This window comes from Streptomyces sp. NPDC050121, from assembly GCF_044460385.1.
Classification (GTDB): Bacteria; Actinomycetota; Actinomycetes; order Streptomycetales; family Streptomycetaceae; genus Streptomyces; species Streptomyces soliscabiei.
Genome location: NZ_JBITJV010000013.1, coordinates 47,419 through 74,289, shown reverse-complemented (window position 1 = coordinate 74,289; position 26,871 = coordinate 47,419). Strand labels below are relative to the sequence as shown.

Below are 26,871 nucleotides of genomic sequence, written 5' to 3'. Positions count from 1 at the left end.
GTGTCCGCGATGGAGTGGCGAGATGAGCCCGGAGTATCCGTTCGACGAGGCCGCGACGGCCCGGGCTGTGGTCGACGACGCCGGCACGCTCGTCGGATGGAACGAGGGCGCGCGGACCTTGTTGGGCTGGTCCCCGGCCGATGTCGTGGGCCGGCCCGCCGCGGAACTGCTCGCCGGCGACGCGGTCGTCCCCACCGGCCCCCGCTGGGACGGAACGGTGACTTTGCGCCACCGTGACGGCCGTCCGGTACGGGTGTGGCTGCTCGCCCACCACTCCGAGGCCCGGGACGACGACCCGGGGCAGTGGCTCGTCGTCACCCCGCTGGTCGGAGGCGGCCCTGAGTCCCCCGACGGCCCCCTCGCCACCGCGGCGCTGGTCCAGTCGCCCTGTGCCGTGGCGGTCTACGACGAACGCCTGCGGCTCAGCCATATCAACGAGGCGATGGGCGAGGTGATCGGGCTGCCCGAGGAGCGGATCCGGGGCCTGCGGCTCTCCGAGATCGGCGGCCGGCCGCAGAGCGCGGAGCTGGAACAGCACATGCTGCGCGTGCTCGCCAGCGGCCGGGCGCAGGACGTGCAGATGTACACGAAGACCGGCGGCGAGATCCGGGCGCACGCCTGGCTGGCCCGGATGGCGCCGGTCACCGACGCCGCCGGGCGGGTGCGGGGCGTGTGTCTGGCCGCCCACGACTTCACCGACAACTACCTCGCCCGCGAGCGGCTCCAGCTGGTCAACGAGGCCAGCGTACGCATCGGCAGCACCCTCGACGTCACCCTGACGGCCCAGGAGCTGGCGGAGGTCTGCGTGCCCGCCCTCGCCGACTTCGTCAGCGTCGACCTGCTCGACCCGCGGGACGGCGGCGACCCCCCGAGCCTTTTCGACCCGCCGTTGAGCCTGCGACGCGCCGCGCACCACTCGGTGAACCCCGGCAGCCCGGAGGCGGTGGCCAAGCCCGGAGAGGCGCAGGACTATCCGACCGGGTCGCCGCAGGCCGACTCGCTGGTCGCGGGGCGCACCATCGTCGGCTCCGTGGCGGGCGGCGGCCTGGACGCGTGGCTCGCCTGGGACCCGAGACGCGCCGCCCGGGTGCGGGAGGTCGGCATCCACTCCACGATGTCCGTGCCGATCCGGGCACGGGGCGTGACACTCGGCGTCGCCGTCCTCACCCGGTTCCGCCGGCCGGACCCGTTCACCCCCGACGACATGCTGCTGGCCGAGGAGGTCACCGCCCGGGCCGCCGTCTGCATCGACAACGCCCGCCGTTACTCCCGGGAGCGTGAGACGGCCCTCGCGCTGCAGCGCAGCCTGCTCCCACGCACCCTGCCGCGCACCGCCGCCGTCGACGCCGCCTCCCGCTATCTGCCGGCCGCCCGCGCCGGGGTGGGCGGCGACTGGTTCGACGTGATCCCGCTGTCCGGGATGCGGGTCGCCATGGTCGTGGGGGACGTCGTCGGACACGGCGTGCAGTCCTCGGCCACCATGGGCCGGCTGCGCACCGCCGTGCGCACCCTCGCCGACATCGACCTCGCCCCCGACGAACTGCTCACCCACCTCGACGACCTGGTCGTCCGGCTGTCGGAAGAGGCCGGGGTCGAGGGCAACCCGGGCGAGGTCGGAGCGACCTGCCTGTACGCGGTGTACGACCCGGTGTCGCGGCGCTGCACCCTGGCGCGGGCCGGGCACCCGCCGCCCGTGCTGCTGCGGCCGGGCGGGGCGCCCCGCCGGATCGAGCTGCCCGCCGGTCCCCCGCTGGGCCTGGGCGGGCTGCCGTTCGAGTCGGTCGAGCTGGAACTGTCCGAGGGCAGTGTGCTCGCCTTCTACACCGACGGCCTGATCGAGTCCCGTGAGCGGGACGTGGACGCCGGTCACCGGCTGCTGAGCCAGGCCCTGGCGGCGTACTCGGACTCCCTGGACGAGACCTGCGACCGGATCCTGCACTCCCTGCTCCCGCCCGGCGGCGCCACCGCCGACGACGTGGCGCTGCTCCTCGCGCGCACCCGGGGCCTGCCCGCCTCCCAGGTCGCGACCTGGCACATCCCGGCCGACCCGTCGCTGGTCGCGCCGATCCGCAAACAGGTCGTCCACCAGCTCGGCGACTGGGAACTGAGCGACGCGTCGTTCACGACCGAGCTGGTGGTGAGCGAGCTGGTCACCAACGCCATCCGGTACGGCTCCCACCCCATCCGGCTGCGGCTGATCCATGACGCGGCGACGCTGATCTGCGAGGTCTCCGACAACAGCCACACCGCCCCGCACCTGCGTCGGGCGAAGACCTGGGACGAGGGCGGCCGGGGCCTGCTCCTGGTCGCCCAGCTCACCCAGCGCTGGGGCAGTCGGCACACCCCCGAGGGCAAGACGATCTGGGCGGAGCTGAGCCTGTTCGACGAGGAGTGAACGGGCCCGCACACCACTTGACGGGTGTTTTACCCGCCCGTGTTTTCATGGACGGACACCCGGACCAGTTCGATGGGCGGGCACCACCGCACCCGCCTGCTCCCGGAGAACTCCCCTGAACGCCCCGCTCGCCGAAACGTTGTCCGTCGTCCTGCTCGCCGCCGCTCTGGGGTGGGCCGTACTGCGTCCCGCCGGACGGTCGGAGGCCGTCGTCGCCGTTCCGGCCGCGGCCGTGGCGGTCGCCCTCGGGGCGGTCTCGCCGGGGCACGCGCTGGCGGAGGCCGAGCGGCTCGGGCCGGTGATCGGCTTCCTCGCGGCGGTGCTGGTGCTGGCCCATCTGTGCGACGTCGAGGGACTGTTCACGGCGTGCGGGGCGTGGATGGCCCGCCGTGCCGCGGGGCGGCCTCGGCGCCTGCTGGTCGCCGTGTTCGTGCTGGCCTCGGTGGTCACGGCCGTGCTCAGTCTGGACGCGACCGTGGTGCTGCTGACGCCGGTGGTGTTCGCCACCGCCGCCCGCATGGGGGTCCGCGCCAGACCGCACGTCTACGCGACCGCGCACCTGTCGAACACGGCCTCGCTGCTGCTGCCGGTCTCCAACCTCACCAACCTGCTGGCGTTCGAGGCGAGCGGGCTGAGCTTCAGCCGGTTCGCCGCGCTGATGGCGCTGCCCTGGGTGGTCGCGGTCGGCGCCGAATATCTGGTCTTCCGGCGCTTCTTCGCCGACGACCTGCCGACCGCCGAACCCGCCCCCGACGACGGCCCGGCACCCGAGCTGCCGCTGTTCGCGCTGGTCACCGTCGCCTGCACGCTCGCCGGGTTCATTGTGGCCTCCGCGGTCGGGATCGAACCGGCGTGGGCCGCGTGCGCGGGAGCCCTGGTGATGGCGGGGCGGGCGCTGGTGCGGCGGCGGGTGACGCCGGTCGCCGTGGTGCGGGCCGCCGCGCCCGGGTTCCTGGCGTTCGTGCTGGCGCTCGGGATCATCGTGCGCGCGGTGGTCGACAACGGGCTCGCCGGCGCGCTGCGGCATGCCCTGCCCGACGGCTCGGGCCTCCTCGCCCTGCTCGCCGTGGCCGCGGTGGCCGCCGTCCTGGCGAACCTGATCAACAACCTGCCCGCGGTACTGGTCCTGGTGCCGCTCGCCGCCCCGGCCGGGACCGGGGCGGTGCTCGCGGTGCTGCTCGGGGTGAACATCGGCCCGAACCTGACGTACGCGGGATCGCTGGCGACGCTGCTGTGGCGGCGCGTGGTCCAGGCACGTGAGCAGCGGGTCGGTGTCGGCGAGTTCACCCGCCTCGGCCTGCTCACGGTGCCGGCCGCGCTGGTCGCGGCCGTCGTCGCGCTGTGGGCGTCGCTGCGGTTGGTCGGCGTCTGAGCACTCGGTCGTCAGGGGCGCCCGCCGCCGAACCCGGAGCCGTAGCCGTAGCCGCCGTATCCTCCGCCGTATCCTCCGCCGTAGCCGTAGCCCCCGTCGTAGCCGCCGTCGTAGCCCGAGCCGTCGTATCCGGAGCCGCCTGAGGAGCCCGGCCCGCCGCCCCACGAGCAGTAGGACCAGTTGGGGGGCGCGCAGGACGTGTTGTTCGAGCCCGACGAGGGGCTCGTCGACGGCGGGGCCGTCGGGGTGGCGGACGGCGTCGGTGCGAGCGTGGGCGTCGGGGGCTTTGCGGCCTTGGGCGTCGAAGCCGGTTCCGGGGTGTCGGAGGGGGTGCTGTCGGCACCCCAGTTGACGAACTGCATCTGCGGGTCGGGCTGCGAGGTGTCGATCACCCAGCGCTGTGCCGCGCTGTCCACCCGGTTCTTCAGAACGAGGGCGCCCGACCCGTCGGTGGCGGCGGGCGCCAGCGCGAGGTTCTGGCCCGAGCGCGGAACGAGCGTGCCCTGGAGGGTGAAGTCGTACCGGACGTTCTTGGGGTCGGGCTGGGAGGCGCCCGCGCAGGGGGCCAGCCGGACCGAGTAGCCGAGGCGGGAGTCCAGGCACAGGTCGGCGTTGGCGGCGCTGCGCAGCAGCCCGTCCGGTGCGTACGACCACTGCTGGCCGGCCGCGGAGGAGCAGGCGGCGACTTCGGTCTCGGCGCCGCTGACGGCCTTGGTTCCGACGATGCCGATGCACAGCCCGGAGGCGACGTTGTGCAGCCGGCCGCGCAGGGTGCCCTGGGCGTCCTCGCCGCTGTCGATCCAGGACGGGTCGGAGGCGGACGCGTCCGTCCCGGGCGCCGGGGTCTTGGCCGGCCCGCTGTTCGCGGCCGGGGCGGTTCCGTCTCCGGAGCCGATGGCGGCCCACACCACGAGCGGCAGGACGACCAGCCCGCTCACCGTCAGGACGGCAACGGTGAGGTTGCGGCGGCGGGCGGCACGACGGGCCGCCTTGTGGGCCGAACGGCGCGATCCGGCACGGGAGTCGGCGCCGGGCACGGGCCGGGTGCGGGAGGAGGCGCCGGTCCGCGCTCCAAGTCGGGAGAACGCGCCCGCTCGCACTCCGGCGCGGGAGTCCGCGCCGGCGTCGGCCGGGCCGCCGGGCAGCGAGGGGGCCGGGTTCCCGTCGGTGAAGGCCTCGCCCGCGTAACTGGGCAGCTGCTCCGCGACCGGGTCGGCGCTCTCGCCGTCGCCGGCCACTCGGGCCTGCACATAGGCCGCGGCGGCCCAGCCGAGGACCCCCTCGGCCAGCGCGGCCCCGAGCAGGCCCTCGAACTGCCGCAACTGGTCGGCGGTGTGGGCGCAGTGCCGGCACTGCTCCAGGTGTGCGCGCAGGTCGGGGTCGAGATCGACGCCGCCGCGGCGGCAGGTGACGTCCAGTAGCCGGTGGTAGCGGTGGCACTCGTCGTCGGTGGCGAGTTCGCGGTGCACCTGGAGGCACTCCTCGCGCAGCCGCTCGCGGGCCCGGGCCAGCTCGGCGCGGGCGCCGTCGTCCTCCAGGCCCAGCAGACCGGCCGGGACGGCCAGCGGCTCGGCCTCGACCTCGGTGTGCCAGAGCAGGCAGCGGGCGGACTGCGGCAGCCGCTGGAACGCCCGGGACAGCATGCGCCGGTGCACGGGCGGCAGCAGCCGGGCAGCCGCGCGGTCGCCGTTCTCGCCCTCGGAGCGCAGTGCGGGATGCAGCAGGTCGCGGCGGCCGTCGGCGTCCCACTCGGCGGCGATGCGGCGCACGGTGACCAGCAGATGGGGGCGCCAGGCGGCCGTCGGCCCGTTCTGCCGCAGGGTCTCGCCGAAGAGCCGGGTGAAGGCGGCCGTGGTGAGCATGCCGGCCGCGCGCTCCCCGTCGGTGCACAGCCGTGCGTAGGCGAAGGCGGCCTCCCAGTGCCGGTCCAGCAGCTCGCCGACGGGATGCGGCGCGGGCGTCGCCCCCGTCCATTTCTTCAGCTCCGCGCTCAGCTGTTCGTCCGTCGCCTCGTAGCGGCGCGCCGAAGGGGAATTCGACAGGCCTGCGTCGTTCACGGTCTGCATTCCTTCCGGGGACATGCGGCGTAAAGTCCATACCATCCGGTATGCGACCCCGCCCACGAGGCGAGGTCCACCAGCACAGGATTCGGCACCCCTGACGTCCGTGGGGACAGCTCTTTTGAAGCGTGGGGGAAAGAGAACGGGAGGCGCCTCGCGCGCAGTGGAGAACGTTGTCCGTGCGCCGACAAGGCACACCTTCGCACAGCCGGACCAGGAGGAACAAGAGATCTCGCGGTTTCGTGCATGCGTGCGACATGAATAATTTTGACGAAACGTCAATCCCGGATGGGAGATGTCTTCGAGGTGCCTTTCGGGACGGTAATTACGTGTGCATTCCGTCCCGGTACGCGCCCGGCGGTGTCCCGTAGCGCGCGCGAAAGACACGGCTGAAGTGGAACGCGCTCGCAAAGCCCGAGGCCGCGGCGACGCGTTCCACGGGCAGGTCGGTGCTCTCCAACAGCCTTGCGGCATGACGCAGTCGGGCCTCGCGCAGGGCCCGCATCGGAGACTGGCCCACCCGCTCGGCGAAGAGGTGGGCGAAGCGCGAGGGCGAGAGCGCGACCTCCTCGGCGAGCGAGCGGACGGTGTGCGGGGCGCCGGGGTCGCCGGCCATCCGCGCCTGCGCCCGCTGGACGCGGTCGTCGACGCCGGTCGGGGACGCGGGAGTGCGCGCCGAGGCGGTGGCCAGCAGGACGACCTCCTCCAGCGCGCACAGGGCGAGTTCGCGGGCGGCCGCGCCCTCGGCCACCACGATCCCGTTGTCCCCGGCCTCCGCCGCGGCGCCTGGCCGGCGGGCGTCGGCGGACATGCGCCGCCAGGCCGCCCCGACCCGGTCGTGCAGGGCGGCCGGGACAGGCCGGGCGACGTACAGGCCGTCCCCGGCGTCGTACGGGCGGAGCCAGGGGGTCCAGGACGGGCGGGCCTGGCAGTGGGCCCACCAGAACTGCCAGCGGCGGGCGCCGGGTTCGACGGTGTAGGCGTGCGGGACACGCGGCGCGAGCACCACCAGGTCCCCGGCGCCCGCCCGCACCTGGCTGCCGCCCTGCCGCACCCGGCCGCACCCGTCCGTCGTCCAGACGAACAGCCAACTGTCCGAACCCCGCGGCCGGTCCACGCCGTACCCCACGCCCTCGTCGAAGTGACCGACCACCACCCACCCGGGCGGCGGCGAGGGATCCCCGGGCACGGCAGTCCTGGGCAGGTCGTCAGCACGCATGGGCATCCTCCGTACGCCGGGTCCGGCACAACATGAGCGGGTCGACCAAGGAGGCACACATGACCGTCCCGGACCTCGGCCTGACCCCGGCCGCGCTGCGACAGTACGAGGAGGACGGCTTCACCGTCGTCCGGGGGCTGTTCGCGGTCGACGAAGTCGACCGTCTGCGCGCCGAGTTCGCCGCGCTGCAGGCCACCGGCGAGGCGGTGCCGGGGTACTTCGAACCGCGGGCCGGCGACGACCCGCTCGACCGGTACCCGAGGGTGATGCACCCGCACGAGATCAGTCCCCTCGCCCGGCGGGTGCTGCTGGACGCGCGGCTGCGGGGCGTGCTGGAGCAACTGCTCGGCGAGGAGGTGCTGGCCGCGCAGAGCATGTTCTACTTCAAGCCGCCGGGCGCCCGGGGGCAGGCGCTGCACCAGGACAACTTCTATCTCCGGGTGGAGCCCGGCACCTGCGTGGCGGCCTGGCTGGCCTGTGACGTGATCGACCGGGACAACGGCGGCCTGGAGGTCGTACCGGGTACACACCGGATGGATCTGTTCTGCCCGGAGGAGGCGGACGCGGAGGTGTCGTTCGCCCGGGAGTACGTGCCGCCGCCGCCCGGGGTCTCGGCGGTGCCGGTCGACATGGCGCCGGGGGACGTCCTGTTCTTCAACGGCAGTCTGGTGCACGGGTCGCAGCCCAACCGGACCGTCGACCGGTTCCGGCGGTCGTTCATCGGGCACTATGTCGGGCTCTCGGCTCGGCGGATCGGGCGGTACTACCGGACGGTGTCCATGAACGGGGAACGGGTGGCTCTGGCGGTCAGCGAGGGGGCCGGGCCGTGCGGTACGGAGTTTGCGCCGCAAGGCCCGCATTAGGAACGGCGCCGCCTGGGCGCAAGGGACGCAATCCCCGGGGCGGAGGAGTTCGTGGCCCGGTCGTACGACCCGCCGCGCGGTTCAGCCGAGCAGGTCCAGCGCCCGCTCCCAGCCGAACCCCTCCCCCTCCGCGCCGTCGTACGGATGTCCGAACCGGACGCCCATCCCGCGGAGCCGTATCAGGCTGTCCTGGTAGGCGGGGTGCCCGGCGAGGGTCTCGTTCACGCAGGGCAGGACGCCGATGGGTATCCCGAGGCCGGAGACCTCGCACAGGGTGCCCAGGGCGAGGGTGTCGGCGATCCCGGCCGCCCACTTGTTGATCGTGTTGAAGGTGGCCGGGGCGACGACGACCGCGTCGGGCTCGGGGAAGGGCCGCGGATCGCCGGGGCGCCGCCAGGCGGAGCGGATCGGGCGCCCGGTCTGCGCCTCGACGGCGGCTGCGTCGAAGAAGCCGTTCATGGCGAGGGGGGTCGCGATGACGCCGACGCGCCACGGTCGCTCCTGCGCGGCGGTGATCAGCCCGCCGACGTCCGCGGCGATGCCGGCGGCGCAGACGACGACGTAGAGAAAGGGCGGCTGCTCGTCCTGTTCGGTCACCCGGGAACCCTACTCAAGCGGGAAGGAGAGCCCTCGTTCGGCGTCGGGGCGCGGTCCGCGGATGCGGCGATCGGCCTCCTCGATCGGCACGTCGTCGATGCTCGCCTCACGGCGCGTCATCAGCCCGCGCTCGTCGAACTCCCACAGTTCGTTGCGAAGCTGCGCCACCGCTGCCCGCCGGCGGGCATTAGATGCCCTGGGCACCTATAGGGCGACGTGCAGTTCGGCCAGATCGACGAATGGGGCGATCCGGCCCGAATCATTCGCTCCGGCGGCGCGCTGGGGCCGGCGGCGGAAAACCGGTTGCCGCCGGCCGGTCGCGGGCCGCAGGATCCGGCCATGTCCACGTGCGATGCCCGCCCGCCGCTGCCGCTGATGTCCGCCGCCGCTCTTCCGGCGCCGGTCCAGCAGCAGCCCGGCCGTCACCGAAGGCGCGACACCGTCCGACCGTGACGGCCGCGCTCGTCGCGGGCCTGGTCGCGGGATACGGCATCGCCGTGCCCGTCGGCGCGGTCGCGACCTACCTCGTCTCCCTCACCGCCCACACCTCCCTGCGCACCGGCGCGTGCGCCGCGCTCGGCGTCGCCACGGCGGACGGGCTCTACGCCCTGGTCGCCACGGTCGGCGGCACCGCCGTCGCCGCCGCGCTACGACCGGTGCTGACGCCGCTGCGCTGGGCATCCGCCCTGGTCCTGCTGGCGCTCGCGGCCCGAGGCGCGGTGACGGCCGTGCGCCGGTTCCGGGCCCACCGGCTCAGCACCCGTGCCGCACCGCCCCCGCCGAGCCCGGCCCGGGCCTACCTGAGCCTGCTCGGCATCACCCTGCTCAACCCGGCCACCGTGGTCTACTTCGCCGCGCTGGTCCTCGGCGCCGGCGTCGGCGACTCCGTACGCCCCCTGGACCAGGGCGTTTTCGTGACGGCGGCCTTCGTCGCCTCGGCGAGTTGGCAGTTGCTGCTCGCCGGGGGCGGCGCGCTGCTGGGCCGGGCGCTCACCGGTCGCCCGGGGCGGCTGGTGACGGCGTTTGTGTCGAGCGGCGTAATGACGGTGCTGGCCGTGCGCATGACGGGGTAGGCGTGCACTGTGCACAGTCGGAAGGATGGATCACGCGGGTACCGGTGTTGAAGCAGGTGCGCGTCGGACGTGCGTGACCCGGATGGCCGGCCACACATCGATACGGCGATGCGACGACATGTCGACAGGATGAAGGGGAGCGATGCCATGCCTCTCGAAGGTGAGTACGAGCCCAGCCCGACGCAGTGGGTGCGCGAGCAGGTGGAGCGGTACGAGAGCTCAGGCGGCACCGAGGGGACGACGCTGCAGGACACGGGACTGCCGGTCATCCTGCTGACGACCCGGGGCGCGAAGAGCGGGAAGATCCGCAAGACGCCGCTGATGCGGGTCGAGCACGACGGCCGGTACGCCCTGGTCGCCTCCCTGGGCGGGGCGCCGAAGCACCCCGTCTGGTACCACAACATCAAGGCCGATCCCCAGGTGGAACTCCAGGACGGGCCCCACAAGCAGGACATGACGGCCCGTGAGATCACCGGCGCGGAGAAGGCCGAGTGGTGGGAGCGTGCCGTCGCCGCATACCCGCCGTACGCCGACTACCAGAAGAAGACGGACCGGGAGATCCCGGTGTTCGTCGTGGAACCGGGCGCCGACGGCTGAGCGGAGGAACACCCTCCAGGAATTTCGTAGAAAAATCTGCCGTGAGTGCGCATGAACGGGCGCGCACCGGGCAGCCGAGAGTCAGGCCCCGCCGCGTTCCCCCGTCGCGGCGGGGCTTTCGCGTCCCTCGCGCGCCGGGCGGTCGGTCACGTCCAGGAAGATGGGGGCCGCCTCCGGGGTCGTGCGGGCGATCGAGCGCTTGATGCGGACGGCGACCTGTTCGACCCGCTCGCTGTCCAGGCCCGGCATGAGGTCGACGCGGGCCGCCACCAGTGTCGAGTCGAGGCCCGTCTTCATCGTGAACAGCGCCTCCACGCTGTCGATCTCGGGCTGGTCGTCGAGGAGCGCCTGGATCCGCGCGCCGGTCTCGGGGTCCGCCGCCTCGCCGATGAGCTGGTCGCGGGCCGCGCGACCGAGTCCGTAGGCGACGTAGACGAGCAGCACACCGATCGCCAGCGAGGCGCCGGCCTCCCAGACGACCTGCCCGGTGACCATGTGCAGGACCATGCCGATCGCCGCCAGGGTGACGCCGAGCACCGCCGTGCCGTCCTCGGCGACGACCGTGCGCAGGGCCGGGTCGCGCAGGCCCGCGAGGCCGCCGCCCTGCCGGTGCACCTGGTGCAGGGCCCGCAGCAGCGAGACGCCCTCGGCGAGGAAGGCGACGCCGAGCACGATCAGGCCGACCACATAGCCGCTGAACGTTTCGTCGGCGCCGGTCCGCAGGGCCTCGACGCCCTGGAAGACGGAGAAGCAGCCGCCCATCACGAAGATCCCGACGGCGGCGAGGAGCGACCAGAAGAAGCGTTCCTTGCCGTAGCCGAAGGGGTGCCGCTCGTCGGCCGGGCGTCGGCTGCGGCGCAGCGCGGCGAGGAGGAAGACCTCGTTCAGGCTGTCGGCCACGGAGTGCGCCGCCTCCGACAGCAGCGCGGGCGAGCCCGCGATCACGCCGCCCACCGCCTTGGCGACGGCGATGACCAGGTTGGCGGCGAGTGCCAGCAGGACGGTGAGACGTGTCCTGCGATCCGCTGCGCGGCCGGTCGTGCGGTCGGACGTGTGCTGGGAGGTGTGGCCGGTGGTGTGCTGGGAGGTGTGGCCGGTGGTGTGCTCGGACGTGTGGCCGGTCGTGTGCTGGGACGTGTGGCCGGTCGTGTGCTCGCTCGTGCGGTCGGCTGTACTCACCTTCGCCGACTGCCCCTGCGGGTCGGGATCACACCGTGCCGTCGGCGGAAATCGGGGAACGCGGTCAGCAGGACACACACGTACCGCGGCGAGCAGCGGGAGGAACCATGAGCGGCGGGGGCGACGGCAATAGCGCGTACGGGCGCAGGCCCTTCACGAGGTCCAGGAGTCACTTCACGGACCGGATCACCGCGGACGGCAGGGACGGCTGGCCCGTGGCCGCCGGCCGCTACCGGCTGGTGGTGAGCCGGGCCTGCCCCTGGGCGAGCCGGGCGGTGATCTCCCGGCGGCTCCTGGGGCTGGCGGACGCACTGTCGATGGCGATCGCCGACCCGATCCAGGACGACCGCAGCTGGCGCTTCACGCTCGACCCGGACGGCCGCGACCCGGTGCTCGGCATCCGGTATCTCAGCGAGGCGTACGACAAACGGGAGACCGACTACCCCGGCGGGGTCAGCGTGCCGGCGGTCGTGGACGTGCCCAGCGGCGAGCTGGTCACCAACGACTACCAGCAACTCACCCTCGACCTCGCCACCGAGTGGACGGACCTGCACCGCCCCGGCGCCCCCGACCTCTACCCGGACCGGCTGCGCGACGAGATCGACGCGGTCATGGCCGACGTGTACAAGGACGTCAACAACGGGGTGTACCGGGCGGGTTTCGCGCGAGATCAGGGAGAGTACGAGGAGGCGTGTGCGGGGGTCTTCCGGCGGCTGGAGCAGCTGACGGACCGGCTGGCCCGGCAACGGTATCTGGTCGGCAGCTCGATCACCGAGGCCGACATCCGGCTGTTCACCACGCTGGTGCGTTTCGACGCCGTCTATCACGGACACTTCAAGTGCAACCGCTGGAAGGTGACGGAGAATCAGGTCCTGTGGGGTTACGTCCGGGACCTCTTCCAGACGCCCGGCTTCGGTGACACCGTCGACTTCGACCACATCAAGCGGCACTACTACCGGGTGCACACCGGCATCAACCCGACCCGGATCGTCCCCCTCGGCCCCGACCTGGCCGACTGGCTCGCCCCGCACCACCGCGAGGAACTCGGCGGCCGCCCCTTCGGCGACGGCGCCCCACCCGGCCCGGTGCCCGCCGACGAGGAGGTTCCGGCGGGCGGACGACCCTGAAAGAGCCTGACAGAGCCTGCGAGAGAAGGAGTGAGGCGACCGTGGCCAAAAAGAGGAAACTCCCCCTTGTCTACCAGCCCGTCGGCTTCGTGCTGGGCTGGGCGAGCGGCGCCCTCGCCGGGCTCGCGTTCCGCAAGGTGTGGATGGCGATACGCAACGAGGACGATGCCCCCGACGCCCTGGACCGGGACCGCGGCTGGGGCGAGATCCTACTGGCCGCGGCGATCCAGGGCGCGATCTTCGCGGCGGCCCGCAGCGCCGCCGACCGCACCGGCGCCAAGGCGATCGAACGGTCCACGGGAGTCTGGCCGGCCAAGGAAAAGGGCGGTCGGGACTGAACCCGCCCGGACCCCAGGCACGAGGACACCCGGGACGGCGGATGCCTACGGCAGCCAGGCGGACGGGCAAACGCGGGTCGCCCGCGTCCGCGGCGGCAGGGCGGCCCGGGTGGCGTGGGGGGCATGGGCGGAGGGACGTCCGGGACGCGGATGCTCTGCGGCAGTCGGCCAGGCGGACGGCCGCAGGCCGCCGGGGTTCGGCGCGGCCGGGCGGGCCGGAGCCGACGGCTGCCGCGGCGCCCGCTCCCGGACGGCCCCGTGGCGTCGGGGACATCCGGGACGCGGGATGCTCTGCGGCGGGTAGGTGGCCGGCGGGCGTGGGGCGCCCGGGTTGGGGGGGCCGGGTGGGTCGGGGCGACGGCCGCCGTGGTGCCGGGGGGCGCGGGGTGTCTTGGGGTCAACCCTGTTTTGGGGCTGTGGAAGGTTCGAGGCGGAGGGTGAAGGAGTGGCCCGCCGGGTCGGCGTAGCCGCGTTCCTCGTGGGGGCCGGAGGCACCCTTGGTCTCCAGGGGGCGGCCGCCCAGGCCGACGATCCTGCGTTCCACCTCGTCGAGGTCGTCGACGAGGAAGTCCAGGTGGGCCTGGAGGGCGTTCTCGGGGCGCGGCCAGCTCGGCGGGGTCGCGTTCACGTCGCGCCGGAAGGCCAGGCGGGTGCCGTCGGCGCCCCTGATCTCCACACGGTTGGCGGTCGAGTCGGTCTCCTCGGCGTCCAGCAGCCCCACATAGAACTCGGCGAGCTTCTCGGGCTCGGCACAGTCGAGCACCACGACGCCCGCTTTCACCAATGCCATGTCGTCTTCTCCTCCGCGAGGTCCGGGCGGGGGCGAGCGCGTCCCGTCCCCGAACCTTGCGGATACCCCGGTTTCAGTCGGCCACCAGCCACTCCCCGTCCCGCATCAGCTCGCGCCCCTGGAGCTCGTCGGCCTCACGCCAGGCCTGGATCCGGCCCGGGAGGACCCGGAAGTACAGGTACCGCGCGGACAGTTCGCGCGGATCGAAGCCGGTCTTGCCGGCGAAGATCTCGGCGTCCTCCTCCGGCAGCTCGGCAGGCGGCACGGCCACGGCCGTCCCCTCGATCATGACGACGTCGCGGGTCGGGCCGACGCCGACCCGGGCGATGCCGGTGGCCAGCAGGTTGCGGCCGGTGGGGCTGGTGGCGGGGGTGGCGAAGAGGAGTGTCGCGCCGTCCCAGACATAGGAGAGCGGGACCAGGTAGGGAGCCGCGCCGTCCTCGGCGGCCGTGGCGACCCAGGCGTCCACGTCGTGTTCCAGCCGGTGGAGCGTGTCGAGCTTGCGCTGCTTCGCGGGGCGTGCGAGTGCTGACGTCATGTCTCCAGTGTGACCTTCACCTGCCCGGCTGTCAGAAGGATCGGCGGAGGGTGACGAGGCGCGGGGCGAAGCCGCGGCGTGCGTAGAAACGCAGGGCGTCGGTGTTGTCCGTGTAGGCGGTCACCTCCGTCTGGCCGACGCCCTGTTCGGCGGCCCAGGCGAGGAAGGCCTCGACGAGTCGCGTGCCGGCGCCGTCCCGGCGGTGGCCGGTCGCTGCTCGGTCGGTCACCTCGTGAGCAGTCATGTGCCGCAGGCCAGCCGTCCCCACTGACAGCCCGTCCCCTCCGCAGCGGGCTGGACTTCTTGGACAGGTGTCCCGTTATAGTGGACACCTGTCCAAGAAGTTGAGGGAGACCATGGAAATCCTGGCGAACGTACTGGTCGTTCTGGTGGCCGCGCTGCATCTCTACATCCTGGTGATGGAGATGTTCCTGTGGCAGAAGAAGCCGGGGATGTCGTTCCACGGCTTCGACGCGGAGATGGCGCGGCGGACCGCCTCGATGGCCGCCAACCAGGGGCTCTACAACGGTTTCCTCGCGGCGGGCCTGGTGTGGGGGCTGATCGCGGCCGACCCGACCGGGTTCCGGGCGCAGGTGTTCTTCCTGTCGTGTGTGATCGTCGCGGGCGTGTACGGCGCGGCCACGGCGAACCGTCGGATCCTTGTCGCACAGGCCCTGCCCGGCGCGCTCGCCCTGGCCGCCGTCCTGATCGCACAGTGACGCGCGGCGAGCCCGAGGACCCGCGGGCGGCCCGCACCCGGGCACGGCTGCGGGCCGCGCTGCTCCAGGAGTGCGCGCAGCGGCCGTTGGAGGAGGTCGGCGTCGCCGCGCTGGTGCGGCGGGCCGGTGTCGGGCGGGCCACGTTCTATGTGCACTATCCCGACCTGGAAGCCCTCGCGGTCGACGCCTGCGCGGATGTCGTACGGGAGGCGGTGGAGGCGCTGCACGCCTGGCAGGGGCGGCCGGACCCGGTGCGGGCGCCGGCCGCGCTGGCGGAGTTCTTCGGCTCGCTGACCCCGCACGCCTCGCTGTACCGCACCCTGCTGGCGCCGGGCGGCGGGGGCCCGCTCGGCCGGGTGCTGCACCGGGACCTGCGGGCCTACAGCCTGCGCGAGCGGCAGCGGGCCGGCGCGGCGGACGCGCCGCTGGTCGCCTCCGCCGTCGCCGCGACCTTCGCCGGGGTGCTGGCGGACTGGCTGCACGGCGATCTCGACGGCACGCCCGGTGCGATCGCCGACCAGGTGTGGCAGTTGCTGGTCGCGCTGCACGCGAGCCGCTGAGCGACGGTCACGCGCAGGCCACCACGTCCTTCGCCAGCGGCCAGGCCTCGACGCCGTCGGGCGTGCGGACGTAGGCCGTCGTGCGGTCGTCCGTGAGCCACAACTGCCGCTCCCCGTAGCGGTATCCGGTGTCGTGCGCGTCGGCGGGCATCGGGACGTCGCCGTCGTACGCGGAGGTGAGGAGGCCGCCTTCGAGCACACCGTCGGGGTCGCGGACGTACTGGCGGCGAGCCTCGTCCGGGCCCATCCCGAGGAAGTGCGCCTTCTGCCGGCCGCAGTGCTCCGCGCCGGCGTAGCTGCTCAGTGTCGTGGTCGCGACCCGCTTGCCGTTGCGGTCGGTCCAGATCTCCTGTTCGCCGGAGTCGGTGACGCTCGCGGGGAGTTCGGCCGGATCGCAGGAGGCGTGGGTCTCCGGGCCCCAACCCGGCCTGTTCTTCTGGTCCTTGGCGACGACGACCGCCACCTTCGTCCGGCCGCCGACGTCGTAGGAGTACAGGACGCGGTCGCTCTCCTCACGCTCCGCACGGAATCCGGAGCGCGGACCTGACGGCTCGAACATGTGGAAATAGAGCTTGAGCCCCTCCTCCGGGGTGTCTCCGCCGTCGCGCTCGCTCCACCCGTCGGGCCCGCTGCCCCAGGCGATCTCACCGTCGCACTCCAGTGCCCGGCCCGCGGCGCCCGAGGCAAGGAGCATGGCCGCCTGGGTGTCCTCGTCCACCTGCTTCGTGGCGATGTGGAGCGGGCCGCTGTACGGGCTCGCCACGGGACTGTCCTCGATGATCATGCCCTCGCCCCCGTCGCCGCATCCCACGGCAGCCACCGGTGCCGCCGTCACCACGACGAGCCCTCTGCGCACGTCCGCCCCCTCATTCACCGACCGTCTCCCACTCCCCTTCGACGCCGCTGCGGACCGCGACGTTCAGCGGTCCCTCCGGAACGTCCCGCGGTACGCCGGCAGGGTGACGCCGCTGGCCGTGTGCAGGTACTGACGCAGGAAGGCGGGCACCGGCCGGACCACAGGGAAGCTGGTCCTGACGGTCCACTGACCTTAGGTCAGAAGGTCAGGACCGGCTTGATGGTCTTGCCAGAGGTCATGTCCTGGACCGCCTGCCCGATGTCGGCGAAGGCGTAGGTGCCGATCAGGCGGTCCAGCGGGAGCCGGCCTTCCTTGACCAGCTTGACCAGGGCCGGGATGAAGGTCTGCGTCTCGGCGTCGCCGAGGGTGAGGCCGACGACCCGCTTGCCGCCCAGCAGCCCGTTGACATCAAGGGCGACTTCGGTGCCGAAGGGCGGCGCCCCCACGACGACGAGGGTGCCGCGGGCGGCGAGCGCGTCGACGCCCTGCCGCAGGACGGCCGTGCTGCCCGTGGTCTCCACGATGCCGTCGGCGCCCCGCCCGCCGGTGATCTCCGCGATGGCGTCACCGAGGGCGGCATGGCCGGCGTCGACGGTGTGGGTGGCGCCCAACTCCTTGGCCAGAGCGAGGCGTTCGGCGACCTTGTCGACGGCGATGATCGTGGTGGCCGGGGTGAGCGCGGCCGCCATCACCGCCGAGAGGCCGACGGCTCCGGCGCCCAGCACGACGATCGTGCTGCCGGTCGTCGGCGTCAGCACGTTCCAGACGGCGCCCACGCCGGTCTGGACTCCGCAGCCCAGCGGGGCGATCGACGCCAGCGGTACGTCCGGGTCGACCTTGACGAGGCTGCGCTCGTCGACCAACGCCCGCTCGGCGAAGGACGACTGGCCGAAGAAGTGGCCGCCGAGGGCCTCGCCGTCCCGGCTGATGGTGCTGGTGCCGTCGGCGCGGCGCCCGCCGATGAGGTTAAGCGGCAGCCAGGTCGCGCAGTAGGCGGGGTGGCCGCCGTGGCAGTTGCGGCAGTCGCCGCAGGAGGCGAAGGACAGCACGACGTGATCGCCGGGGGCGACGCCGGTGACGGCGGAGCCGACCGCCTCCACGACGCCCGCGCCCTCGTGACCGAGAACTCCGGGCAGCGGGAAGGGCAGTCCGCCGCTCGCGACGCCGAGGTCGGTGTGACACACCCCGGCCGCCACCAGGCGGACCAGCGCCTCGTGCGGCGCGGGGTCGTCGAGGACCACGTCGGAGAGGGTGAAGGGGGCTCCGCCGGACTCGACGACGGCGGCGCGTGTGGTGGTGGACATCGGTTGAACTCCCTTTGTTCCTACAGGTGTTCCTGTAAGCGCGTTCAGTCGAGCGAGACGACGACGGACTTGACCTGGGTGTACGAGTGGAGCGCCTCGGGGCCGTACTCCCGGCCGAAGCCGGAGTCCTTGACACCGCCGAAGGGCACGGCGGGGTCGAGCATCGCCCAGTCGTTGACCCAGACGATGCCGGCCTGGAGGCGGTCGGCGACGCGGTGGGCGCGGGCCAGGTTGCCCGTCTGGACGCCCGCTGCCAGGCCGTACGGCGTGGAGTTGGCGAGGGCCACGGCCTCGTCCTCGGTGTCGAAGGGCTGGACGGTGAGGACCGGGCCGAAGACCTCCTCCTGGACGACCCGGGAGTCGTTCGCGAGGTCGGCGATGACCGTGGGCTTGTAGTAGTAGCCGCCGTCGAGGTCGAGTCGCTCGCCGCCGCAGACGATGCGGGCACCCTCCTTGCGCGCGATGTCGACGTACTCCTCGACCTTGCGCAGGTGCTTCTCCCCCGCCATCGGGCCGACGACGGTCTCCACCTGCCGGGGGTCGCCGACGGGCACGCCGGGCACGGCCTCGGCGAGGATGTTCAGCAGGGTGCTGTAGACCGGGCGGGCCACCAGCAGGCGCGGGCCGCCCATGCAGAACTGGCCGGTGTTGAAGACGAATCCCTTGATGATCGCGCCGACGGCCTTCTCCAGGTCGGCGTCCTCGAAGACGAGGTGCGCCGCGTTGCCGCCGAGTTCCATGGTCACCGGCTTGAGGTTCTCGCCCGCGACGCTCGCCGCGTGCCGGCCGATCGCGGTGGAACCGGTGAAGGCGATCTTGTCGACGCCCGGGTGGCGCAGCAGCGCCTCACCGGCGACCGGACCGCTGCCGGTGACGACGTTGACGACGCCGTCGGGGACGCCGGCCCGCTGGAGCAGTCCGGCCATGTACAGGGCGCTGAGCGGGGTCTCGTCGGCGGGCTTGTGCACGACCGTGTTGCCGGCCGCGAGGGCCGGGGCGAGCTTCGAACCGGCCAGGATCAGCGGGAAGTTGAAGGGGGTGATCGCGGCGACCACGCCGATCGGGCCCCGCTTGGTGTAGGCGTGGGCGTTCATCGGGGTGTCGCGGTGCGCGCCGTCCAGCGAGAAGGCGAGGGACGCGAAGTACTCGTAGTCGTTGGCCGCGTTGGTGACGTCGACCGCGTGGGCCAGGGTGATCGGCTTGCCGACGTCGAGGCTCTCCAGCCGGGCGATCTCGTCGGCCTCCGCGCGGATCAGCTCCGCGACGCGGAGCAGGATCCGGCCACGCTCCCGGCCGCTGAGGCCGGACCACTGGCCGGCGTCGAAGGCCTCCCGCGCGGCCCGTACCGCCGCGTCCACGTCGGCGGCGCCCGCCTCCGCGACGGTGGTGACGACCACGCCCCGGGACGGGTCGACCACCTCGGTCCGCGCTCCGTCCGCGGCCTCGCGCCACTGTCCCCCGATGAACAGTCGACCGGGGTCGATCTCGAAGGTGGTCATCACCACTCCTCAGCATCGTCGCCAAGATTTCAACAAACAGGATTCCTGTTGGTTCGCAGTCTCATTACAGACAGGTTTCCTGTCAATGGTCTACGCTCGGACTCATGGCCGGCACCCAGACAACCAAGGCAGCAGCGTCCGCACCTCAGCCCCACCGGGCGCCCCCGTCCCTGCTTTACATGGTGAAGCAGGTGGAGCTGATCGTGCGATCCCACCTGGACGAGCTGGTCAAACCGTCCGGGATCACGGCACTGCAGTACACGGCGCTCACCGTGCTGGAGCGGCACGACGGCCTGTCGGCCGCCCAGCTGGCCCGGGACTCCTTCGTCACCGCCCAGTCCATCGCCGACCTGGTGCGCTCCCTGGAGGGGCGCGGCCTGATCCGCCGCGAGCGCAATCCGCGCAACCGGCGCGAGCTGCTGATCCTGCTCACCGAGGAGGGGCGCGGGCTGCTCGAGCGGCACGCCGGGTCGGTGCGGGAGCTGGAGGAACGCATGGTGCGGGAGCTCACGGCCCACCAGGAGGAGCAGTTCCGCACCGCCCTGTCCAAGGCGTGGCACGCGCTGTCCTAGGACGCCGGGAACCTCGGCCCGGGCCCCTCGACCGCCCCTCGGTCGGCACTTCGTTCACAAGGCAAAAAACTCGGACACGGCCGGTTGCATTTCGAAGACATATGTCAATCGAACATGCTGGAATTCACTCCAACGGGGGTAACTTGCTGGGGCGGGGAACTGCTGCGTGTGCCCCGGCCGTTGGAAGCTCCCGACCGGTGGAGCGGGTTGGAGGCGATGTCGTCGTGCAGCAGGAACCCACGGCGGACACCCCGCACCTGCGCATCCGCCAGGACCGGGGGCACACAGTGCTGGAGTTCCGCGGCGAGATCGACATCGTCGCGGCCACGGAGATCGGCCCGCGTCTCGACGACGCGACCGCCGGTGCCGGCTCCCGGATCGTGATCGACCTGACCCGGATCGAGTTCTTCGACTGCTCCGGGCTGCGACTGCTGTACCGGGCGCGCGCCCGAGTCCTGGGCCAGGGCGGGCAGCTGCACCTCGTCTGCGCCCATCCGCTCACCCTGCGGATCCTGCGGGCCACCGGACTGTCCCGGCTGCTGCCGCCCGCCACGACGCTGGACGCGGCCCTGGAACGGCCCGAGGCCACGTCCGGCACGTTATGACGGCGCCCCGAAGCGCTACCGCCTACTCACTGCGCGCCGCGTCGAACAGGGCGCTGACGGACTCGCCGTTGTGAATGCGGCGCACGGCCTCCGCGAGGGCGGGGGCGATGGACAGGATCCGCAGCTTGTCCGTGTGCTCCTCCTCGGGCACCGGCACGGTGTTGGTGCACACGATCTCCAGCACGTCGGGCTGCTCGCTGAGCCGTTTGAGGGCGCCGGCCGCGAACAGGCCGTGCGTGCAGGCCACCCGTATCGAGCGCGGCTCCAGCTCCCTGAGCCGGTCGAGCAGTTCCAGGACCGTGCTGCCCTTGGCGATCTCGTCGTCCAGGACGATGACGTCCCGCCCGGCGACCTCGCCGATGACGGCGCTGATGCTGACCCGGTCGTCGGCGTAGCGCTGCTTGGCGCCCGCCGCCACCTGGGCGCCGATCATCCGGGCGAAGGCGGCGGCCTCCTTGGCGTTGCCGAGGTCCGGTGAGACGACAGTGGTGCGGGTGAGGTCGTAGCGGCGGAAGTGGGCGGCCAGCTCCCGGTGGGCGTGCAGGTGGTCGACGGGCATCGAGAAGAAGCCGTGCACCTGGGGCGAGTGGAGCGTCATGGCGAGGACCCGGTGCACTCCGGCCGCCGCCATCAGGTCGGCGACCAGACGGCCGCCCAGCGAGATCCGGGGCGCGTCCTTCTTGTCGGAGCGGGCGTAGGAGTAGTGCGGCATGACGACGGTGATCCGGCCCGCCGACGCCCCGCGGGCGGCGTCGCACATCAGCAGCAGCTCGACGAGATGCTCCTGCACGGGCCGGATCAGGGGCTGGACCAGGAAGACGTCCCGTTCCCGGCAGTTGGCCTGGAGCTGGACCTCCAGACAGTCGTTGGCGAACCTGCTGAGGCGGGTGGGGCTCAGAGGCACGCCGAGGTGGGCACAGACCTCGGCGGCCAGCTCGGGGTGGGCACTGCCGCTGAACACGGAGATGTCTCGCACGATCGGCTCCTCGCTGATCATGTCCGGCTGGGGCGGGAGCTCTCATGCTACGGACCACGTCCGTTATGCCCATCCTCAGGAGCGCCCCGGAGTCCCGGGAGCCCTCTGGAGCACCCAGAACCCCCTGAGCTCCCTGAGCTTCCCTGAGCGGCAGGACCTCGTCGTACTCGCCGGCGATCCGGGGGCGGTGAGCTGATTGGCGTAGAAGCCGGGCGGGGAGGCGGTCAGGGGACGGTCGGGGTGGCAGGTGGCCGCGGGGGCGGCGATGTCGAGCAGCCGGGCGAAGACGGGGTCGATCCGGCCGCCGTCGGGGGCGAGGGCGTGCGCGGCGCGCGGGTTCGCCTCCACCAGCAGGGACCGGGCGGCCGGGCGGGGGCTCGCCTCCAGCTCGTCGATCCGGCGCCGCCGGCCGGGGGTGAGCCGGTCCCAGATGTCGCCCTCGGCCCGGGCCGCGAGGTGAGGACCATGCGCGCCACACGGTCGGGGTGGGCGGCGAGGTACTCGGCGGCCGGCGTGGCGCCCCAGGAGGCGCCCAGCAGGACCACCTTCTCGGCGGTCGATCCGCTCCCGCTCGGCCTCCAGGTCGGCGACCTGGCGGGCGACCGTGTAGCCGGTCGGATCGGCCGGCCGGGTGGAGCGGCCGGAGCCGAGCCGGTCGTAACGGCATCCGCACGCTCGCGGCGGGCGACGCGCTCCTCGGGTCGTCCGTCACCCGCCGGCTGCTCGCCGAGTCCGCCCGCGCCACCCCCGTCGAACCGCCGCCGGACACGGCCCGCCGACCGGCCCCGCTGACCGAGCGGGAGCGCGCGCTACTGCTTCTGCTCGGCCGGGGCCTGTCCAACGCGGAGATCGCCGGACGGCTGCCCATCGGCGAGGCGCCCGTGCAGACGCACGTGGGCCGGGTCCTGGACAGGCTGGGCCTGCGCGACCGGGTGCACGCGGTCGTCTTCGCCTTCGACCACGGGCGGTGCGGCCGGGCGGGGTGAGCGTCCACGGCATCTGCACTTTCCTGTCACAGCTCGTCAACAAGGCGGTCTGACAAGGGAATTGGCGGGCATCCGGTCAGTAGGAAGGAGGACCGTCCGCATGACGACTTCCATCAAGCCCGACAAGCCCGTCAAGCGTCTCCCCCAGCGGATGCCCGGCTGGGCGAAGGCGCTCACCGCCGTCGTGGTCGTGCTCGTGGTGATGTTCGCCGGGATCCGGCTGAGCCTGCTGCCGGGACTGCGCGACTTCTTCGGCACCGAGACCCACGACCGCTCCGGTCCCGCCCTGCTCCAGTCCATCCAGGACATGAGCCGTTACGACGCCGCCACCGGAAACTTCCAGGTCGTCGTGGACCTGGAGAAGGACGCAAAGTTCCTCCCCGACGCGATCCGCGGCACCCGCACCCTGTACGTCGGGGCGGGCACCGTGGACGCCTTCGTCGACCTCGGCAGGATCGGCGACAAGGATGTGACGGTCAACGGCGACCGCACCTCGGCCACGCTCCGGCTGCCGCACGCCCAGCTCGGCAAGCCGGCGCTCGACCCCGACCGCTCCTACGCGGTCTCCAAGCAGCGCGGTCTCCTCGACCGCCTCGGCGATCTCTTCTCCGACAACCCGGGCAGTGAGCAGGCCGTGCAGAAACTGGCGGTGAAGCACATCGGCGAGGCGGCGAAGGCGAGCGAGCTGACCACGCGCGCCGAGACCAACACCACCGGCATGCTCCAGGGGCTGCTGCACTCCCTCGGCTTCAAGGAGGTGCGGGTCTCCTACGACACATGACCCAGGACCCCCGGCAGCGCGAGTGCGCCCAGGAGCGTCGCGCCGACCAGTAGCCAGGCCACGTAGTCCCCGATGTGGCCGGACTGCAGACGGCGCAGCACAAGCGCCCGGCCGGGGGCGTCGAGCAGACGCGGCCGGGCGAGGGCGACGGCCGCCAGGCCCACGGCCAGCACGGTCGAGGCCAGTCCCAGCAGGACCCCGGCCCAGGTCCAGTGGACGGAGGCGAGCGCGCCTCCCGAGCCGGTCTCGTTCACGGCGTGCGCGACGACGTGAGCGAGGCCGGGGGCCACCCCGACGGCGACGGCGGCCGTGAGCAGCAGCGCGGAGACCACGGTCATGGTGTCCGGGATCCGGGTCAGCCGTTCCCGGGTCTCGGGCCGCTCCCCCGAGCCCGTCGTCTCGTACCCCTCGCTCTCGCGCGGCTCCTCGGGGCGGGGGCCGAGGCCGAGGAAGACGCGGGCGGTGACCCGCAGCACGGCCCCGGCGGTCACCGCGGAGACGGCGACGTAGAGCACGGTCAGCGGGTGGCCGACGGCCTCCTCCGTGACGGACTTGCCCAGCGCCGTGCCGAACGGCGGCAGCCCCGCGAGGCCCAGCGCCCCGGCGGCGAACATCACGGCCACGCCCTTCAGTTTGCGGGCGCGGCCGTACAGGGCGTGCTCGTCGACGCTGCCGTAGCGGTCGAGGAGGATGCCGGTGCAGGCGAACAGGGCGGCCTTCACCCCGGCGTGCCCGAGGACGTACAGGGCGACGCCGTCGTCGGCCTCGGGCTTCAGGACGCCGATGCCGATGAGGAACAGCCCGGTGTGGGCGATCGTGGAGCAGGCCAGCAGGCGTTTGATGTGCCGCTGGTACCAGCACATGACCGCGCCGACGGCCGCCGTCAGCGCGCCCAGCACGACCAGGGCGCGTTCGAGATCGGGGGCCGGGATCCCACCGGGTCCGGAGAAGACGGTCGCGTACACCCGCCACACGCCGTACACGCCGAGCTCCACCATCACGCCGGACAGCAGCATGCACACGGGGGTGGGTGCGACGGCGTGCGCGTCCGGCAGCCAGAAATGGAAGGGCGCCACGGCGGCCTTGACCAGCAGACCGGTCAGCACGAGGACGAAGGCGGCAAGGACCAGCGCGTCCGGCTCGCCGTGCCCGCCGTGCTCGGCCGCGCTGTCCAGGCCCCGCCCGATCTGTGTCATGCCCAGCTCGCCGGTACGCCCGTACAGCAGCCCGATGCCCATCAGCATCGCGTACGCGCCGAGCGAGTTGATCACCCCGAAGGTCAGCGCTCCCTGCACCGCCCGGGGGTCGTCGATGCGGTAGCCGGTGAGCGCGTAGGCTACGACGCTCATCAGCTCGAAGAACACGAACGCGTTGAACAGGTCGCCGGCGATCGCGAAGCCGCACATGCCCGCCTGGAACACCAGCAGCAGCGCCGGGAAGGAGCCGGCGTGGCGTCGGGGCGGCTCGTCGAAGTAGTGCCAGGAGTACGCCAGTGCGGCCGTGGTGAGCAGCGAGGCGAGGGTGGCCATGCCGAGGCCGGGGCCGTCGCCGATCACGACGATGCCGACGCTGTGGCCGTTCACAGGGGTCCGGGCGCCGACCCACTCGGCCATCGGGGGCGAGGAGTTCACCAGCAGGACGAGGGCGAGCGCGGCGGTTCCCGCGGAGACCGCGCAGCCGACGGACTCGGCGGCGACCCGGGGCAGCCGCCGTCCACCGGCCATCAGCAGCGCGGCCCCGAGCAGCGGGACGGCGACGAGCAGCGGCAGGAGGTGGTTCATCAGCCGCGCAGCTCGCAGAGTTCGTCGGGGTCGACCGTGCCGTGTCGTTTGGGGACCTGCACGACCAGGGCGAGCAGGAGCGCGGTGACGGTGGCGCCGACGACGACGTCGGTGAGGGCGAGGGCCTGGACGACGGGGTCGACGACCGGTCGCGAGCCCGGCCGGAGGTCGGAGAAGACGGGCGCGGTGGCGTCGTCGCGGTAGCCGACGGCCAGCAGCAGGACGTAGGTGGCGCACTGGCAGACGGCGAGGCAGCCGACGGCGTGGATCAGGTTGCGGCTGGTGGCCAGGCCGTAGCAGCCGGCCAGGAAGATCCAGACGGCGACCAGGTAGGGCAGGACATGCATCACAGCGACCTCAACTCCCGCTCTCTTCCTCGATCTCCACGGCCTGGTCCAGGAATCCGGCCAGCAGGACGACGACGGCGCAAGCGACCTCCATGCCGATCGCCGCGTTCAGCAGGGGGACGGTGCCCCCGGAGGACAGGGTGTTGAACGTGCCGTACGGCAGCAGGGTGTTGGCGAGGAACGCGGTGCCGGCGAGGACCGCGGCCAGTCCGGTCACGACGTAGGCGGAGGCGGCGAGGGCGTCGCCGACCTCGTAGCGGCCGAGGGGCCGTACGCGTTCCAGGGCCCGGTAGTCGGCGCCGAGGTAGAGCAGGTGCAGGGAGGTCGCGGCGACGACGCCGCCCTGGAAGCCGCCGCCGGGGCTGAGCTGCCCGTGCGCCACGATGTAGAGGCCGGTGAGCAGGGCGAGGGGCAGGACGAGGAGGGCGTAGCGGCGGACGGGCGGGGCGACATCGGCGGGTTCGGGGCGGGCGCGGCGTTCGTCGCGGGTCTGCCGCAGCAGGACCACGCAGCCGAGCACCGCCGCGAACAGGATGGTCATCTCGCCGAGCGTGTCGAAGGCGCGCTGGTCGAAGTTGACGGAGGCGATGGTGTTGGCGGTGCGCCGGGCGAGCGAGGCACGGACGGCGCGGTCGCCGTAGGGGTGCCGGTCGCCCCCGAAGCCGGGCAGGTCCAGGCAGGCGGCGGCGAGCAGCGCGGCCAGGCCCGCACCGCCGACGCAGACCAGCCAGAGCCGGTGGCGGGGGTTCACGGCGCGTCTTCCTTCCGCCGGGCCCGCCGCCGCACCTTGCGGACCGTCAGCAGCAGCAACAGCGGGGTCAGCGCGGAACCCACCGCCAGCTGTGACAGACCGACGTCGGGGGCCTGCAGGACGGTGAAGAGCACGGCGAGGGCGACACCGAGGACCGCCAGGACCAGGGCCTGCCGAACGGGATCGCGGGTGGCGACGGCCACGGTGGCGGCGCCGGCGACCAGCAGCAGGGCGACGACGATCAGCGCGTCAGTCACGGCGCACCCCGTCCAGCCCGCCGGACAGGGCCCGCGAGGCGATGAGGTTGCCGCCGATCAGCAGCGCGCCCACGACGAGCAGCTTGCCCATCGCCCGGCCCGGCCCCGTCGCCACGCACACGGCGAGGACCACCGCCGCCCCGAGGCCCGCGACCGCCCGGGTGAGGGCCCGGGCGCGCGGCGGGTCCCCGGCGAGGTCGTCGGCGAGCAGGCGGGCGAAGACGAGGGTGCCGACCGGGCCGAGGAGCGCGAGGACGAGGGCGAGGTCGACGTAGGAGGGGCGGTCGTAGCCCTGGGCCAGGAGAAGCAGGCCGGGACAGGCCAGGGCGGTGGAGAGGTTCTGGGCGACGACGCGGCGGCGCAGCGGACCGGTGGCCACACCCCACAGGGTCGCCCCCACTCCCCCGGCCAGGACGACGGTCGCCGCGAGCAGCCAGCCGTTCACCGGTCGCTCGCCGCCCGCCGCCCCGCCCGGGCGGCGAGCGCCGCGAGGGCGGCGGAGCCGGCGCCCACCGCGAGTTCCAGCGCGTCGACGGTGCTGACGAGGAGCAGCCAGAGCGCGGTCAGCGCGACCCACCAGGCCAGGAGCTCGCCCAGGGTCAGCAGCGCGGTACGCCGGTGCATGCGCCTCCTCCCCAGGCCGTCGTTTTGTGCCGCTTTCGGCATCCAAGCACCGCCCGTGCCGGGCAGGGCGACGGCGCGCTCGGGCCACAGCCCGGAGTGCCCCGG

The 26,871-nt window shown here is 73.0% G+C and carries 32 protein-coding genes and 1 pseudogene; 14 read left to right on the top strand and 19 right to left on the bottom strand.

All coding sequences use genetic code 11. The features are described from left to right. Positions 1-22 precede the first annotated feature (22 nt). Positions 23-2,395 (top strand): SpoIIE family protein phosphatase, encoded by a 2,373-nt coding sequence (locus tag ACIBTS_RS21130; RefSeq protein WP_399321202.1) that lies wholly within the window; start codon positions 23-25, stop codon positions 2,393-2,395. Between the two features lie 115 nt (positions 2,396-2,510). Next, positions 2,511-3,767, top strand: a complete 1,257-nt coding sequence (locus ACIBTS_RS21125) for an SLC13 family permease (RefSeq protein WP_399321399.1) — start codon at positions 2,511-2,513, stop codon at positions 3,765-3,767. Between the two features lie 11 nt (positions 3,768-3,778). On the opposite strand, the gene ACIBTS_RS21120 is transcribed toward ACIBTS_RS21125, so the two are convergent. Further along, a complete protein-coding gene (locus ACIBTS_RS21120; RefSeq protein WP_399321398.1) occupies positions 3,779-5,833 on the bottom strand; it encodes a ricin-type beta-trefoil lectin domain protein in 2,055 nt (684 codons plus the stop codon). 319 nt (positions 5,834-6,152) lie between these two features. Further along, entirely contained in the window at positions 6,153-7,046 is an 894-nt protein-coding gene (locus ACIBTS_RS21115; protein WP_399321201.1) for a helix-turn-helix domain-containing protein, read from the bottom strand. A gap of 59 nt (positions 7,047-7,105) precedes the next feature. Here ACIBTS_RS21115 and ACIBTS_RS21110 point away from each other — a divergent pair, with 59 nt between their 5' ends. Beyond that, positions 7,106-7,909 (top strand): phytanoyl-CoA dioxygenase family protein, encoded by an 804-nt coding sequence (locus tag ACIBTS_RS21110; RefSeq protein ID WP_399321199.1) that lies wholly within the window; start codon positions 7,106-7,108, stop codon positions 7,907-7,909. Positions 7,910-7,990: 81 nt separating this feature from the next. On the opposite strand, the gene ACIBTS_RS21105 is transcribed toward ACIBTS_RS21110, so the two are convergent. Then, positions 7,991-8,506, bottom strand: coding sequence for a flavoprotein (locus ACIBTS_RS21105; protein ID WP_399321197.1), 516 nt, complete (start codon positions 8,504-8,506; stop codon positions 7,991-7,993). A gap of 9 nt (positions 8,507-8,515) precedes the next feature. After that, positions 8,516-8,688 (bottom strand): annotated as a pseudogene (locus tag ACIBTS_RS21100) (DUF1348 family protein); the annotation flags it as partial. 34 nt (positions 8,689-8,722) lie between these two features. On the opposite strand from ACIBTS_RS21100, the gene ACIBTS_RS21095 reads away from it, so the two are divergent. The 3 genes from ACIBTS_RS21095 to ACIBTS_RS21085 all read left to right on the top strand — a co-directional run bounded on the left by ACIBTS_RS21095 (position 8,723) and on the right by ACIBTS_RS21085 (position 10,176). Continuing rightward, complete coding sequence (locus tag ACIBTS_RS21095; protein ID WP_399321196.1) at positions 8,723-8,959, top strand: hypothetical protein; 237 nt, start codon at positions 8,723-8,725, stop codon at positions 8,957-8,959. Then, positions 8,956-9,579: a LysE family transporter gene (locus ACIBTS_RS21090; RefSeq protein ID WP_399321194.1), complete on the top strand. Its 624-nt coding sequence runs from the start codon at positions 8,956-8,958 to the stop codon at positions 9,577-9,579. The genes ACIBTS_RS21095 and ACIBTS_RS21090 overlap by 4 nt, the downstream gene beginning before the upstream one ends. Positions 9,580-9,726: 147 nt before the next feature. After that, the gene (locus tag ACIBTS_RS21085) at positions 9,727-10,176 is read left to right on the top strand and encodes a nitroreductase family deazaflavin-dependent oxidoreductase (RefSeq protein ID WP_399321193.1); all 450 of its coding nucleotides are present in this window, start codon (positions 9,727-9,729) and stop codon (positions 10,174-10,176) included. Between the two features lie 81 nt (positions 10,177-10,257). Here ACIBTS_RS21085 and ACIBTS_RS21080 read toward each other — a convergent pair whose 3' ends face one another. Further along, on the bottom strand, positions 10,258-11,175 hold the full coding sequence (locus ACIBTS_RS21080; RefSeq protein WP_399321397.1) for a cation diffusion facilitator family transporter: 918 nt from the start codon (positions 11,173-11,175) through the stop codon (positions 10,258-10,260). 287 nt (positions 11,176-11,462) lie between these two features. On the opposite strand from ACIBTS_RS21080, the gene ACIBTS_RS21075 reads away from it, so the two are divergent. Both ACIBTS_RS21075 and ACIBTS_RS21070 read left to right on the top strand, forming a co-directional pair. Next, positions 11,463-12,482, top strand: coding sequence for a glutathione S-transferase family protein (locus ACIBTS_RS21075; RefSeq protein ID WP_399321191.1), 1,020 nt, complete (start codon positions 11,463-11,465; stop codon positions 12,480-12,482). A 41-nt stretch (positions 12,483-12,523) separates the two neighbouring features. Beyond that, positions 12,524-12,820, top strand: coding sequence for a DUF4235 domain-containing protein (locus tag ACIBTS_RS21070; RefSeq protein WP_319677389.1), 297 nt, complete (start codon positions 12,524-12,526; stop codon positions 12,818-12,820). A gap of 397 nt (positions 12,821-13,217) precedes the next feature. Here the strand turns inward: ACIBTS_RS21070 and ACIBTS_RS21065 are convergent, their stop codons facing one another. From ACIBTS_RS21065 to ACIBTS_RS21055, 3 genes are all read right to left on the bottom strand, one after another. Further along, positions 13,218-13,610 (bottom strand): VOC family protein, encoded by a 393-nt coding sequence (locus ACIBTS_RS21065; RefSeq protein WP_361702851.1) that lies wholly within the window; start codon positions 13,608-13,610, stop codon positions 13,218-13,220. 73 nt (positions 13,611-13,683) lie between these two features. Beyond that, on the bottom strand, positions 13,684-14,148 hold the full coding sequence (locus ACIBTS_RS21060; protein ID WP_319339097.1) for a pyridoxamine 5'-phosphate oxidase family protein: 465 nt from the start codon (positions 14,146-14,148) through the stop codon (positions 13,684-13,686). 31 nt (positions 14,149-14,179) lie between these two features. Next, entirely contained in the window at positions 14,180-14,392 is a 213-nt protein-coding gene (locus ACIBTS_RS21055; RefSeq protein WP_399321188.1) for a GNAT family N-acetyltransferase, read from the bottom strand. A gap of 112 nt (positions 14,393-14,504) precedes the next feature. Here ACIBTS_RS21055 and ACIBTS_RS21050 point away from each other — a divergent pair, with 112 nt between their 5' ends. Further along, entirely contained in the window at positions 14,505-14,867 is a 363-nt protein-coding gene (locus tag ACIBTS_RS21050; protein ID WP_399321187.1) for a DUF1304 domain-containing protein, read from the top strand. After that, positions 14,864-15,427, top strand: a complete 564-nt coding sequence (locus tag ACIBTS_RS21045) for a TetR/AcrR family transcriptional regulator (RefSeq protein ID WP_319676815.1) — start codon at positions 14,864-14,866, stop codon at positions 15,425-15,427. Before ACIBTS_RS21050 ends, ACIBTS_RS21045 begins: the two co-directional genes overlap by 4 nt. Positions 15,428-15,434: 7 nt before the next feature. Here the strand turns inward: ACIBTS_RS21045 and ACIBTS_RS21040 are convergent, their stop codons facing one another. From ACIBTS_RS21040 to ACIBTS_RS21030, 3 genes are all read right to left on the bottom strand, one after another. Further along, entirely contained in the window at positions 15,435-16,283 is an 849-nt protein-coding gene (locus tag ACIBTS_RS21040) for a hypothetical protein (protein ID WP_399321186.1), read from the bottom strand. Between the two features lie 197 nt (positions 16,284-16,480). Next, positions 16,481-17,587, bottom strand: a complete 1,107-nt coding sequence (locus tag ACIBTS_RS21035) for an NAD(P)-dependent alcohol dehydrogenase (protein WP_399321185.1) — start codon at positions 17,585-17,587, stop codon at positions 16,481-16,483. A gap of 44 nt (positions 17,588-17,631) precedes the next feature. Continuing rightward, complete coding sequence (locus ACIBTS_RS21030; RefSeq protein ID WP_319676812.1) at positions 17,632-19,086, bottom strand: aldehyde dehydrogenase family protein; 1,455 nt, start codon at positions 19,084-19,086, stop codon at positions 17,632-17,634. Positions 19,087-19,190: 104 nt separating this feature from the next. Here ACIBTS_RS21030 and ACIBTS_RS21025 point away from each other — a divergent pair, with 104 nt between their 5' ends. Both ACIBTS_RS21025 and ACIBTS_RS21020 read left to right on the top strand, forming a co-directional pair. After that, positions 19,191-19,658 (top strand): MarR family winged helix-turn-helix transcriptional regulator, encoded by a 468-nt coding sequence (locus ACIBTS_RS21025; RefSeq protein WP_399321183.1) that lies wholly within the window; start codon positions 19,191-19,193, stop codon positions 19,656-19,658. A gap of 224 nt (positions 19,659-19,882) precedes the next feature. Further along, entirely contained in the window at positions 19,883-20,263 is a 381-nt protein-coding gene (locus ACIBTS_RS21020; protein WP_319676811.1) for an anti-sigma factor antagonist, read from the top strand. Positions 20,264-20,285: 22 nt separating this feature from the next. On the opposite strand, the gene ACIBTS_RS21015 is transcribed toward ACIBTS_RS21020, so the two are convergent. Both ACIBTS_RS21015 and ACIBTS_RS21010 read right to left on the bottom strand, forming a co-directional pair. Then, positions 20,286-21,239, bottom strand: a complete 954-nt coding sequence (locus tag ACIBTS_RS21015) for a ribose-phosphate pyrophosphokinase (RefSeq protein WP_319676810.1) — start codon at positions 21,237-21,239, stop codon at positions 20,286-20,288. A gap of 224 nt (positions 21,240-21,463) precedes the next feature. Continuing rightward, the gene (locus ACIBTS_RS21010; RefSeq protein ID WP_399321181.1) at positions 21,464-21,784 is read right to left on the bottom strand and encodes an alpha/beta fold hydrolase; all 321 of its coding nucleotides are present in this window, start codon (positions 21,782-21,784) and stop codon (positions 21,464-21,466) included. On the opposite strand from ACIBTS_RS21010, the gene ACIBTS_RS21005 reads away from it, so the two are divergent. After that, positions 21,725-22,225 (top strand): response regulator transcription factor, encoded by a 501-nt coding sequence (locus tag ACIBTS_RS21005; protein WP_399321180.1) that lies wholly within the window; start codon positions 21,725-21,727, stop codon positions 22,223-22,225. The genes ACIBTS_RS21010 and ACIBTS_RS21005 overlap by 60 nt on opposite strands. Before the next feature lie 100 nt (positions 22,226-22,325). Further along, positions 22,326-23,006: a DUF4230 domain-containing protein gene (locus tag ACIBTS_RS21000; protein ID WP_399321178.1), complete on the top strand. Its 681-nt coding sequence runs from the start codon at positions 22,326-22,328 to the stop codon at positions 23,004-23,006. On the opposite strand, the gene ACIBTS_RS20995 is transcribed toward ACIBTS_RS21000, so the two are convergent. The 6 genes from ACIBTS_RS20995 to ACIBTS_RS20970 are packed head-to-tail and all read right to left on the bottom strand — an operon-like array spanning position 22,994 to position 26,766. Further along, a complete protein-coding gene (locus tag ACIBTS_RS20995; RefSeq protein ID WP_399321177.1) occupies positions 22,994-24,787 on the bottom strand; it encodes a complex I subunit 5 family protein in 1,794 nt (597 codons plus the stop codon). The genes ACIBTS_RS21000 and ACIBTS_RS20995 overlap by 13 nt on opposite strands. After that, positions 24,787-25,134, bottom strand: coding sequence for a sodium:proton antiporter (locus tag ACIBTS_RS20990; protein ID WP_399321175.1), 348 nt, complete (start codon positions 25,132-25,134; stop codon positions 24,787-24,789). The genes ACIBTS_RS20995 and ACIBTS_RS20990 overlap by 1 nt, the downstream gene beginning before the upstream one ends. A 10-nt stretch (positions 25,135-25,144) precedes the next feature. Further along, positions 25,145-25,885, bottom strand: coding sequence for an MnhB domain-containing protein (locus tag ACIBTS_RS20985; protein ID WP_399321173.1), 741 nt, complete (start codon positions 25,883-25,885; stop codon positions 25,145-25,147). Next, the gene (locus ACIBTS_RS20980; protein WP_399321172.1) at positions 25,882-26,142 is read right to left on the bottom strand and encodes a hydrogenase subunit MbhD domain-containing protein; all 261 of its coding nucleotides are present in this window, start codon (positions 26,140-26,142) and stop codon (positions 25,882-25,884) included. Before ACIBTS_RS20980 ends, ACIBTS_RS20985 begins: the two co-directional genes overlap by 4 nt. Beyond that, complete coding sequence (locus ACIBTS_RS20975) at positions 26,135-26,587, bottom strand: monovalent cation/H+ antiporter complex subunit F (protein WP_399321170.1); 453 nt, start codon at positions 26,585-26,587, stop codon at positions 26,135-26,137. Before ACIBTS_RS20975 ends, ACIBTS_RS20980 begins: the two co-directional genes overlap by 8 nt. Further along, a complete protein-coding gene (locus ACIBTS_RS20970) occupies positions 26,584-26,766 on the bottom strand; it encodes a hypothetical protein (RefSeq protein WP_399321169.1) in 183 nt (60 codons plus the stop codon). Before ACIBTS_RS20970 ends, ACIBTS_RS20975 begins: the two co-directional genes overlap by 4 nt. Between the last annotated feature and the right edge of the window lie 105 nt (positions 26,767-26,871).